The organism is Brevundimonas sp., assembly GCF_050729455.1.
In the GTDB taxonomy this organism is placed as follows: Bacteria; Pseudomonadota; Alphaproteobacteria; order Caulobacterales; family Caulobacteraceae; genus Brevundimonas.
In genome coordinates this window covers 1-10965 of record NZ_JBOHLI010000073.1, presented here as the reverse complement: position 1 = coordinate 10965, position 10965 = coordinate 1, and the positions used below count along the sequence as shown (strand labels likewise).

The window sequence follows — 10965 nt, the reverse complement described above, 5'->3', positions numbered from 1 at the left end:
CCCCAACGCTCCGCCGGCCACGCCCGACGTGGCGCGCCCCAGCCGCGCGCCCGGCGCCGGCTTCGGCCGTCCCGTCCGTCCCGAAGATGATCGCGACAAGCGTTTCTCGGACGCCGGCAAGGCCGTCAGCCGCACGCGCGGCGAGCCCAAGCGCCGCGAAGGCCGCCTGACCATTCAGTCGGTCGCCGGCGACGGCGACACCGCCGAGCGGATGCGCTCGCTGGCTTCGGTCCGTCGCGCCCGCGAACGCGAGAAGGAAAAGCGCAAGGGCGGCTCGACCGATGCGCCGAACCGGCCGCGTGAAGTCGTCATTCCCGACGTCATCACCGTGCAGGAGCTGTCCAACCGGATGGCCGTCCGCGGTGTCGACATCATCAAATTCCTGATGCGTCAGGGCATGATGATGAAGATCAACGACGTGATCGACTCCGACACCGCCGAACTGGTGGCCGAAGAGTTCGGCATGGCTGTCAAGCGCGTGTCCGAATCCGACGTCGAAGAAGGCTTCATCGCCGAGGCCGACGACGAGGGCGCGACCACGCTGCGCGCTCCGGTCGTGGCCATCATGGGTCACGTCGACCACGGCAAGACCTCGCTGCTGGACGCCCTGCGCACGACCGACGTCGCCGGCGGCGAAGCCGGCGGCATCACCCAGCACATCGGCGCCTATCAGGTGCGTCTGGAAGACGGCCAACGCGTCACCTTCCTCGACACCCCGGGCCACGCCGCCTTCTCGGCGATGCGGGCGCGCGGCGCCAACGTCACCGACATCGTGGTCCTGGTCGTGGCCGCCGACGACGGCGTCATGCCGCAGACGATCGAAGCCATCCGCCACGCCAAGGCCGCCAACGCGCCCCTGATCGTCGCGGTCAACAAGATCGACAAGCCGGACGCCAACGCGCAGAAGGTGGTCAACGAGCTGCTGCAGCACGAAGTCATCGCTGAAAGCCTGGGCGGCGACACCCAGATCATCGAGGTGTCGGCCAAGAACCGCATCAACCTCGACGGCCTGATCAACGCCATCCTGCTGCAGGCCGAGGTCATGGACCTGCGGGCCAACCCGGACCGTTCGGCTGAAGGCGTGGTCATCGAGGCCAAGCTGGACAAGGGCCGCGGCCCGGTCGCCACCGTCCTGGTCAAGCGCGGCACGCTGAAGCGCGGCGACATCGTCGTGGCCGGCTCCGCCTGGGGCAAGGCGCGCGCCCTGCTGGACGAACGCAACGCCCAGCTGACCGACGCCGGTCCCTCCGTTCCGGTCGAGATCCTCGGCCTGTCGGAAGCGCCGTCGCCTGGCGACGTCTTCGCCGTGGTGGAGAGCGAGGCCCGCGCCCGCGAACTGACCGAGTATCGCGAGCGTGCGCGCCGCGAGAAGAACCAGGTCTCGGGCGGTTCGGTGTCGCTGGTCGACATGATGTCGAAGCTGCAGTCGAAGAAGGTCTCGGAACTGCCGGTCGTCATCAAGGCGGACGTGCAGGGTTCGGCCGAAGCCATCGTCGGCTCGCTGGAGAAGATGGGCAACGAGGAAGTCCGTGCCCGCACCGTCTATTCGGGCGCCGGCGGCATCACCGAGAGCGACGTCAACCTGGCCAAGTCGGCCGGCGCGCCGATCCTCGGCTTCAATGTTCGTGCGTCCAAGCAGGCGCGCGACCTGGCCGATCGTGAAGGCGTCGAGATCCGCTACTACTCGATCATCTACGACCTGCTGGACGACATGAAGGGCGTGCTCTCGGGCATGCTGGCGCCGCTCCAGCGCGAAACCTTCCTCGGCAACGCCAAGGTGCTGCAGGTCTTCGACATCACCAAGGTCGGCAAGATCGCCGGCTGCCGGGTGTCGGAAGGCGTGGTCCGCAAGGGCGCCCGCGTCCGCATCATCCGCGACGACGTGGTGGTGCTGGAGCTGGGCGTGCTCAACACGCTCAAGCGCTTCAAGGACGAGGTCAACGAGGTGCCCTCGGGCCAGGAGTGCGGGATGCAGTTCCAGGGCTTCCAGGACATCAAGGAAGGCGACTACATCGAGTGCTTCACCGTCGAAGAGGTCAAGCGCACCCTGGACTAGGGTATGCTCGATTGACGAAGCATCAGGGCGCGGTCTCGCAAGGGGCCGCGCCCTTCGTCTTTTCCGGTCAAGGCTTCACGGCGGCCGCAGGGCCCGTTACGGTTCGCTCGTCGCCGGGGGGCGTGTTCATCGACGGGTTCGCCATGCGCCGCCACTTCCTGATTTCGGCTCTTCTGGTCGCCTCCACCGCCACGGCGGGGCCTGCCGCCGCCGACACCCGCTTCCTGGCCTTTGACGCGCGCGACCGCACGACCCAGGCCCTGACGCGCGGCGTGACCCTGGAGGTCGAGCGCGGCCTGTTCGGCGCCGTGGCGGTGCGCAACCTGTTTTCCAGCACCTCGCGCGGCTCGGCCCGCTTTACGCCCGGCGGCCCGGACGCCGTGCGCCGCGCCCTGCCGACGGGGGCGAGCGAGAGCGGCGTCTATTCCATCGTGCCGGAAGGCGACGGCCGCGGCCTGGCCCGCGCCCTGTGCCCCGGCGCGGACGAGAGCTGGGTGGTGATCGGCCGGGTTCGGGCGGGCCGTCCCATGACCATGCACGCCGTCGGCCGCTGGAGCGACGGCCGGTATCGCCACTGCGTCCAGCTGAACTACGACTATCGCGGCGAGTGGGCGACGCAACAGGGCGCCGGTCCGGCCAAGGACGCCCCACTGGCCTACGGCCCGAACTGAGGACCCTGTGCCGGGCCGGTTCCTGATCGCTGCGCTGATCGGTCTGGTCGCGGCCCTGTGGACCCTGACGCGGCCCGGCGATCCCGCTCTCTATCCGGCGTCGCAGGATGAGGCGGGTGTGGTCGTCCACCTGCTGGACAACGGCTTTCACGCCGACCTCGCCGTGCCGCGCGCGGCCCTTGTGGAGGGGGGCGGGCCGCTGGCCGAGGCGACGGTCGGCCTCGCGCCGGGGGACTGGGTGCTGATCGGCTGGGGCGACGCGACCTTCTATGTCGATCAGAACCCGATCCGGGACCGGCTGCCCGACGGGGCGCGCGCCTTCTTCCGTCCGGGTAACGCCTCCGTGGTCATGCTAGACCCCGAGGCGGAGGATCCCGCGCGGCGCTTCGGGCCGGAGGTCCGGCGTTCGTTGCGGCTGTCGCAGGCGGGCACGGCGGCCTTGCGGGCGCGGGTGCAGGCCTCGCTGGCGACCGATGCGGCGGGCCGTCCGATCACGGCGGCGGCGCGGCCCGGCGACGACGCCCGCTTCTTCGAGAGCCGCGAGACCTTCTGGATCGGCCACCTGTGCAACCACTGGACGGCGGAGCTGCTGTCGGCGGCGGGACTGCCGATCCGCCCCTATCGCGCCGTGACCTCGGGCGAGGTGATGCGGACGGCGGCCCGCGCCGAGCAAAGCGCGGCCAAGCTGGACTTGAAGCCCGTCCGCGACTAGACCGCGCGCTTCGCTTTTTCAGCCGGCGTCCGATCCCCGGCGAGCGAACAAGGGAGGCGCGCCATGGGCCGCAAACAACACACCCGCAACGCCACCGGACCGATGGGGCCTTCACAGCGCCAGCTGCGCGCCGGCGAACTGATCCGTCACGCCCTGGTCGACGTGCTGCGCGAGCAGGAGATTCACGACGAGGCCCTGCTGGGCGTGTCGATCACCGTGACCGAGGTGCGGCTGTCGCCGGACCTGAAGCACGCCACCTGCTTCGTCGAGCCCCTGGGCGCTGGCGTTGAGGCCGCCGTCACGGCGGGCCACGAAAGCGCGATCATCAAGGCGCTGAACGCCCACGCCAAATTCCTGCGCGGCCAGCTGGGCCGCCACATCGACATGAAGTTCACGCCGGACCTGCGTTTCCGCCACGATGAGAGCTTTGACGCCGCCAGCCACATCGACCGGCTGATGGACGACCCGCGCGTGCGCGCCGACGTGGAAGCGTCGGACGATCAGGGCGAAGACTGATCCATGGCGCGCAGGAAGAAGGGCGAGATCGTCAACGGCTGGGTCTGCCTCGACAAGCCGTTCGAGATGGGTTCGACCGAGGCGGTGACCAAGGTCCGGCGCCTGTTCGACGCCCAGAAGGCGGGCCACGCCGGGACCCTGGACCCGCTGGCCTCGGGCATCCTGCCCATCGCCCTGGGGGAAGCGACCAAGACGGTGCCCTTCATGATGGACGCCGAGAAGGTCTATCGCTTCACCATCCACTGGGGCATTTCCACCGACAGCATCGACCGCGAGGGCGAGATCGTCGCCCGGTCGGACGTCCGCCCTTCGGTCGAGGCGGTGAAGGCGGCCCTGCCGGCCTTCGTCGGCGAGATCGACCAGGCGCCGCCCCAGTTCTCGGCCATCCGCGTCAACGGCGAGCGCGCCTATGACCTGGCCCGCGACGGGGTGCAGTTCGAGCTGGAGACCCGCAAGGTCGTGATCCATGAGGCGGCGGTGACCGACGCCCCCGACGCCGATCATGTCGAGATCACGATGCGCACGGGCAAGGGCGTCTATGTCCGCTCGCTGGCGCGCGACCTGGCCGCCATGCTGGGCGCCGAAGGGCACGTTTCGGCCCTGCGGCGCGAGCGGGTGGGGCCGTTCTCGACCGAGAATGCGGTCACTCTGGATTTTCTCGTCGATCTGGCGCATAAGGGCGCCGCCTTGGAAGGCTTGCTGCCCGTTTCGACCGCTCTGGACGACATCCCGGATCTGGCCGTCACGGAACAGGACGCCTTCTCGCTGAGGCAGGGACGGCCGATCGTTCTGCTCCCCCGTCAGGTTGAAACCTTGAAGAGCCAGCTATCCGCCGGTTCGCGCACGGTGTCGGCCTTCGTGGGAGAGACCTTGGTCGCGCTCTGCACCATGCGGGCCGGACGGCTAGAACCCGACCGTGTTTTCAATCTCCCCTAGCGCTCGTTTTCGGGCGGCGCGACAGGGCTCCAACATGGAGACTCTCGATGTCGATTACGGCTCAACGCAAGGGCGAAGTCATCGCTGACAACGCTCGTTCGGCTGCAGACACCGGCTCGGCCGAGGTCCAGGTCGCGATCCTTTCGGAACGCATCGCCAACCTGACCGAGCACTTCAAGACCCACAAGAAAGACAACCACTCGCGTCGCGGCCTTCTGAAGATGGTCTCGCAGCGTCGTCGTCTTCTTGACCACCTGACCAAGGTCGATCGCGAGCGTTATGTCGCTCTGATCACCAAGCTGGGCCTGCGTCGCTAAGGCGGCCGACCGGCAGCGGATAGATTTCTCGAGGCGCGGGCGGACACGTCCGCGCCTCGTTCCGCACCTAGAGCATTTCCTGACGGAGCGGCTGTCGTTCGCTCCCGGAACCGCCGACAGTGAGCTTCCCGCGCGCCGCGGGTCTAGATCGGCGCAGACGCGAGGGCCAGGACGGTCCTTGCTCCATCCGCCCGGACGCGATGGCGCGACCGGGTTCTCGGGGACCGAGGGACTGAACAGCCCGAGGCTCCACACACCCCCGCCGGGAATACGCCCGCGGGAGACGAAAGAAGAAAAATGTTCGATATCAAACGCAAGACGATCGAGTGGGCCGGCCGCCCGCTGACGCTGGAAACCGGCCGCATCGCCCGTCAGGCTGACGGCGCCGTGCTGGCGACCTACGGCGAGACCGTGGTCCTGGCCACCGTCGTCTATGGCCGTCAGCCCAAGCCGGGCCTGGACTTCTTCCCGCTGACCGTCAACTACCAGGAAAAGACCTTCGCCGCCGGCAAGATCCCGGGCGGCTACTTCAAGCGTGAAGGCCGTCCGAGCGAGAAAGAGACCCTGGTCTCGCGCCTGATCGACCGTCCGATCCGCCCCCTGTTCGTCAAGGGCTTCAAGAACGAGACCCAGGTCGTCATCACCGTGCTGCAGCACGACATGGAGAACGACCCGGACGTCCTGGGCATGGTCGCCGCCTCGGCCGCCCTGACCATCTCGGGCGTGCCCTTCATGGGCCCGATCGGCGCCGCGCGCGTCGGCCTGATCGACGGCGAGCTGGTGCTGAACCCCGCTGTCGACCAGATGGGCGAGAGCTCGCTGGACCTGGTCGTCGCCGGTACGCAAGACGCCCTGATGATGGTCGAATCCGAAGCCAAGGAGCTGTCGGAAGAGAAGATGCTCGAGGCCCTGATGTTCGCGCATGCGGGCATGCAGCCGGTGATCGACGCCATCATCGACCTGGCCGAGCACGCCGCCAAGGAGCCGTTCGACTTCCAGGCTGAGGATCACTCCGACGTCGTCGCCTCGATCAAGAAGCTGGTCGGCGAAGACATCAAGGCCGCCTACGCCCACCCGGGCAAGTATGACCGCCGCTCGGGCGTCGACGTGGCCAAGAAGACCGCCGCCGCCGCCCTGGTGAAGACCGACGAGAACCCCGAGGGCGTTGACTCGTCCAAGTTCTCGGCCGCCTTCAAGGAATGCGAAGCCGACGTCCTGCGTCGCGACATCATCGAGAACGCCCACCGCGTCGACGGTCGCGCCCTCGACAAGGTCCGCGCCATCGTCTCGGAAGTCGGCGTCCTGCCGCGCACCCACGGTTCGTCGCTGTTCACGCGCGGCGAAACCCAGGCCCTGGTCGTCGCCACGCTCGGCACCGGCGAGGACGAGCAGTACATCGACAGCCTGCAGGGCACCTACAAAGAGTCCTTCCTGCTGCACTACAACTTCCCCCCCTATTCGGTGGGTGAAGCCGGCCGCATGGGTTCGCCCGGCCGTCGCGAAATCGGTCACGGCAAGCTGGCCTGGCGCGCCATCCGTCCGATGCTGCCGACCAAGGAAGACTTCCCCTACACCATCCGTCTGGTGTCGGAGATCACCGAGTCCAACGGCTCGTCCTCGATGGCCACGGTCTGCGGTTCGTCGCTGGCCCTGATGGACGCCGGCGTGCCGCTGGTCCGTCCGGTCTCGGGCATCGCCATGGGTCTGATCCTGGAGCCGTCGGGCGAGTTCGCCATCCTGTCCGACATCCTGGGTGACGAAGATCACCTGGGCGACATGGACTTCAAGGTCGCGGGCACCTCGGAAGGCATCACCAGCCTTCAGATGGACATCAAGGTCGCCGGCATCACCAAGGAGATCATGGAGCAGGCTCTGACGCAGGCTTCGGCCGGTCGTCTGCACATCCTCGACGAAATGTCGAAGGCCATGGACGCTCCGCGCGCCGAGCTGGGCGAGCACGCGCCGAAGATCGAAACCATCAAGATCCCGGTCGACAAGATCCGTGAAGTGATCGGTTCGGGCGGCAAGGTGATCCGCGAGATCGTCGAGAAGACCGGCGCCAAGATCGACATCGGCGATGACGGCACCATCAAGGTCGCCGCCAACGACCAGGACAAGATCGACGCCGCCAAGAACTGGATCAACTCCATCGCCGCTGAGCCGGAAATGGGCGCGATCTACACCGGCAAGGTGGTCAAGGTCGTCGACTTCGGCGCCTTCGTGAACTTCTTCGGCGCCAAGGACGGTCTGGTCCACGTGTCCCAGATCGCTCTGGAGCGCGTCGCCAACCCGGCCGACGTCCTGTCGGAAGGCCAAGAGGTCAAGGTCAAGTTCCTGGGCTTCGACGACCGCGGCAAGACCAAGCTGTCGATGAAAGTCGTGGATCAAGCCACGGGCGAAGACATCACCGACAAGATCAACGCCGAGCGCGCTGAACGCGGTGAAGCCCCGCTGTCGGAAGACACCGGCGGTCGTCCGAAGCGTGAAGGCGGCGATCGCGGTGGCGATCGTGGCCGTCGCCGTCGCGACTAAGCCTCAAGGCTGAAATGAAGAGGGCCCCGCTGGAAACAGCGGGGCCTTTTTTCTTAGGGCGCTATCGCGCGCGACGCGGTCGCGCGCTGCTTGAGCGCAGTTTCTCCCTTCCCATGAAGGGGAGGAGGAAGGCTACGCTCCGCATTCCTTCGGCTTCTGCTCGCTCGGCTCGTACATGGCGCATGACCGGTCGATCTCGCCCTGGATCATGTCGCAGGGGTTGGCGTTGTGGCAGGGCGGATGGGTGGCGGGGCTGACCTTGATACAGCGCTGGACCAGACGTTTCGAGCGGGCCTCGCCGATCTCGGCCAGGCAGGAGCCGGGTTCGCCGACGGGCGTGGCGGCTGGCGTGACGGTCGGCGCGGCGGGTTCCGTCGCCGGTTCGGGCGCGACGGCTTCAGGCTTTGGTTCGGTCTTGAGCTTGGGCGGCGCGACGGGCGCAGGGGCGTCCTTGAGCGGCACGGCGTCGATCGGCTCCTGCGACAGCTGTGTGTCGACAGGGGCGGGCGACGGCCTCTCGGCGGGCGCGGGCTGCGGCTGGCCGCACCCCGTCAGAAGCGCGGCCGACAGGGCCAGAAGGGAGGCGGCGAGGGCGGAACGCATGGGGTATCTCCGTTCGCAGAAGATCCCACCATGCGCCGATCGGCCCTCGCGGCCTAGTCCTTGGTGCTTAGCGACCCAGAGCCGCGCGTTGCAGGGCGAATAGCTCGGCGCAGCCGATCCCGGCCAGTTCGAACAGGCGGTCGAACTCGGGGCGCGAGAAGCCGCGCTTCTCGCCCGTGGCCTGGATCTCGACGATGCCGCCGGCGCCGGTCAGGACGAAGTTGGAATCGGCCTCGGCGGTGGAGTCTTCCTCATAGTCGAGGTCCAGCACGGGCAGGTCGTTGAAGATGCCGCACGACACGGCCGCGACCTGATCGATGATGGGATCGGCCTTCAGCACGCCCTCGTCCTTGAGGTAGTTCAGGGCCGTGGCCATGGCGACCCAGGCGCCGGTGATCGAGGCGGTGCGGGTGCCGCCGTCGGCCTGGATGACGTCGCAGTCGATCAGGACCTGACGCTCGCCCAGGGCCTTGAGGTCGACCACGGCGCGCAGCGAGCGGCCGATCAGGCGCTGGATTTCCTGGGTGCGGCCCGACTGCTTGCCGGCGGCGGCTTCGCGACGGCCGCGCGTGTGGGTGGCGCGGGGCAGCATGCCGTACTCGGCGGTGACCCAGCCCTGGCCGGTGTTGCGCATCCAGCCCGGCACCTTCTCCTCGACCGAGGCGGTGCACAGGACCTTGGTGTGGCCGAAGGTGACCAGGCACGAGCCCTCGGCGTAGCGGTTGACGCCGGTCTCCAGCGTGACGGCGCGGAGTTGTTCGGGGGTGCGTTCAGACGGGCGCATGGGATTTCCTTGGAACCAGAGCAGGGCGTGCTTATCCTGAAAGCGTGAGCCTGTATGCCCCCCATCCGTCGCCGTTCGGAAGCGCCCCCGCTGGCCTGGGGACGCTGGACGCGCGCGCGCGCGACATCTTCCGCCGCATCGTCGAGACCTATCTGGAGACGGGCGAACCGGTCGGGTCGCGCACCATTTCGCGCGGCGGGCTGGCCCTGTCGCCGGCCTCGATCCGCAACACCATGCAGGACCTGACCCTGGCGGGCCTGCTGGCCTCGCCCCACACCTCGGCCGGGCGGGTGCCGACGCACGCGGGGCTGCGCCTGTTCGTCGACGGCCTGCTGGAGGTCGGCGACATCGGTCAGGACGAGCGGCGCGAGATCGACGCGCGGCTGGCCGGGAAGGGCCGCAACTTCGAGGAGGCGCTGGACGCCGCCACCAACCTGCTGTCCGGTCTGGCCGGGGGGGCGGGCATCGTCGCCAGCCCGGTGCGCGACGCGGGGGTCAAGCACGTCGAGTTCGTGGCCCTGGGCCACGATCAGGCCCTGGCGGTGCTGGTCGGGGACGACGGCACGGTCGAGAACCGGCTGATGCCCCTGTCGGCGGGGGTGACGCCCTCGACGCTGAGCGAGGCCTCCAACTTCCTCAACGCCCGGCTGAAGGGGCGCCCCCTGGCCGAGGCCCGCACCGAGATGAGCGCCGAACTGGACGCCGCCCGACGCGAGCTGGACGCCGCCGCCGCCCGTCTGGTCGAGGACGGTCTGGCCGCCTGGTCCGGCGGCGGCGAGCGCGACCGGGCCTTGATCGTGCGCGGCCGCGCCAACCTGCTGCAGGACGCGGAAGCCCTCGAGGATCTGGAGCGGGTGCGCGTCCTGTTCGACGATCTGGAGCAGAAGGAACAGCTGATCGGCCTGCTGGACGGGGTCGGGGCGGCGCAGGGCGTGCGCATCTTCATCGGCGCCGAAACACGCTTGTTTTCGCTTTCGGGTTCCGCCGTGATCGCGGCGCCCTATATGACGGGCCGGCAGCGGATGCTGGGCGCCATCGGCGTCATCGGCCCTGCAAGACTGAACTATGCCCGTGTCATCCCGTTGGTGGACTATACCGCCCGGGTGCTGGGTCGGATTCTGGACGGACAAGAGACGTGAACGACATCAACGACGAGACCCGGGACCAACTCGAGCAGGACATGGGGGAGTCCGCCATCGACGCCGCAGCCGAAGGCGCGGACGACGGCGACATGGCCGTGGTCGACGCCCTGATCGCCGAGCGCGACCAGTGGAAGGACCGCGCCCTGCGCGCTGTGGCCGACGCCGAGAACATCAAGCGCCGCGCCGAGACCCAGGCCAACGACGCCCGCGCCTACGCCATCCAGCGCTTCGCCAAGGACCTGCTGGGCGTGGCCGACACCCTGGAGCGTGGTCTGGCGACGGCGCCCAAGGACGCCGAGGGCCCCGCCGCCGCCATGGTCACGGGGCTGGAGCTGACGCAGAAGTCGCTGCTGTCGGCCTTTGAATCCAACGGCCTGACCCGCGTCGCGCCCGAGCCGGGCGAGGCCTTCGATCCGCACCTGCATCAGGCCGTGATGGAACAGCCGTCGGACAGCGTGCCGGGCGGCACGGTGATCCAGACCCTGCAACCGGGCTACGCCCTGTTCGGCCGCACCGTGCGCGCCGCCATGGTGGTGGTCGCGGCCAAGGGCTCGGGCCCGGCCTCGGGCGGCGCCTATTCGGAAGCCAATACGACCGGCGGGAATTTCGACGCCAAGGCTTGAGCCTTTCCTGAACTGAAACGACGACGGCCCGGGGCAGACGCTCCGGGCCGTTTTTTTGTCCACCAACTATTCC

The 10965-nt window shown here is 68.5% G+C and carries 11 protein-coding genes; 9 read left to right on the top strand and 2 right to left on the bottom strand.

The window, feature by feature from the left end; genetic code table 11:
* The 7 genes from infB to pnp form a co-directional block, all read left to right on the top strand.
* Positions 1-2056 (top strand): translation initiation factor IF-2 (gene infB, locus ACREEF_RS14540; protein ID WP_431566283.1); only part of this gene is annotated, 2056 nt, incomplete at its 5' end.
* A gap of 11 nt (positions 2057-2067) precedes the next feature.
* Positions 2068-2727: a hypothetical protein gene (locus ACREEF_RS14535; protein ID WP_431566282.1), complete on the top strand. Its 660-nt coding sequence runs from the start codon at positions 2068-2070 to the stop codon at positions 2725-2727.
* Between the two features lie 7 nt (positions 2728-2734).
* The gene (locus ACREEF_RS14530; RefSeq protein WP_431566281.1) at positions 2735-3439 is read left to right on the top strand and encodes a DUF2459 domain-containing protein; all 705 of its coding nucleotides are present in this window, start codon (positions 2735-2737) and stop codon (positions 3437-3439) included.
* Between the two features lie 63 nt (positions 3440-3502).
* Positions 3503-3955 carry a 30S ribosome-binding factor RbfA gene (gene rbfA, locus ACREEF_RS14525; RefSeq protein ID WP_431566280.1) on the top strand — a complete coding sequence of 151 codons (453 nt, stop codon included), beginning with the start codon at positions 3503-3505 and terminating at the stop codon, positions 3953-3955.
* Positions 3956-3958: 3 nt separating this feature from the next.
* Positions 3959-4891 (top strand): tRNA pseudouridine(55) synthase TruB, encoded by a 933-nt coding sequence (truB, locus tag ACREEF_RS14520; protein ID WP_431566279.1) that lies wholly within the window; start codon positions 3959-3961, stop codon positions 4889-4891.
* A gap of 47 nt (positions 4892-4938) precedes the next feature.
* Positions 4939-5208, top strand: a complete 270-nt coding sequence (gene rpsO, locus ACREEF_RS14515) for a 30S ribosomal protein S15 (RefSeq protein WP_207824097.1) — start codon at positions 4939-4941, stop codon at positions 5206-5208.
* A 297-nt stretch (positions 5209-5505) separates the two neighbouring features.
* Positions 5506-7740, top strand: coding sequence for a polyribonucleotide nucleotidyltransferase (gene pnp / locus ACREEF_RS14510; protein ID WP_431566278.1), 2235 nt, complete (start codon positions 5506-5508; stop codon positions 7738-7740).
* Positions 7741-7872: 132 nt separating this feature from the next.
* Here the strand turns inward: pnp and ACREEF_RS14505 are convergent, their stop codons facing one another.
* Both ACREEF_RS14505 and rph read right to left on the bottom strand, forming a co-directional pair.
* Positions 7873-8343 (bottom strand): hypothetical protein, encoded by a 471-nt coding sequence (locus tag ACREEF_RS14505; protein ID WP_431566277.1) that lies wholly within the window; start codon positions 8341-8343, stop codon positions 7873-7875.
* 67 nt (positions 8344-8410) lie between these two features.
* Positions 8411-9127, bottom strand: a complete 717-nt coding sequence (gene rph / locus ACREEF_RS14500) for a ribonuclease PH (protein WP_404621732.1) — start codon at positions 9125-9127, stop codon at positions 8411-8413.
* Between the two features lie 50 nt (positions 9128-9177).
* Here rph and hrcA point away from each other — a divergent pair, with 50 nt between their 5' ends.
* Entirely contained in the window at positions 9178-10266 is a 1089-nt protein-coding gene (hrcA, locus tag ACREEF_RS14495) for a heat-inducible transcriptional repressor HrcA (RefSeq protein ID WP_431566285.1), read from the top strand.
* 41 nt (positions 10267-10307) lie between these two features.
* On the top strand, positions 10308-10892 hold the full coding sequence (gene grpE, locus ACREEF_RS14490; protein WP_431566284.1) for a nucleotide exchange factor GrpE: 585 nt from the start codon (positions 10308-10310) through the stop codon (positions 10890-10892).
* Positions 10893-10965 lie beyond the last annotated feature (73 nt).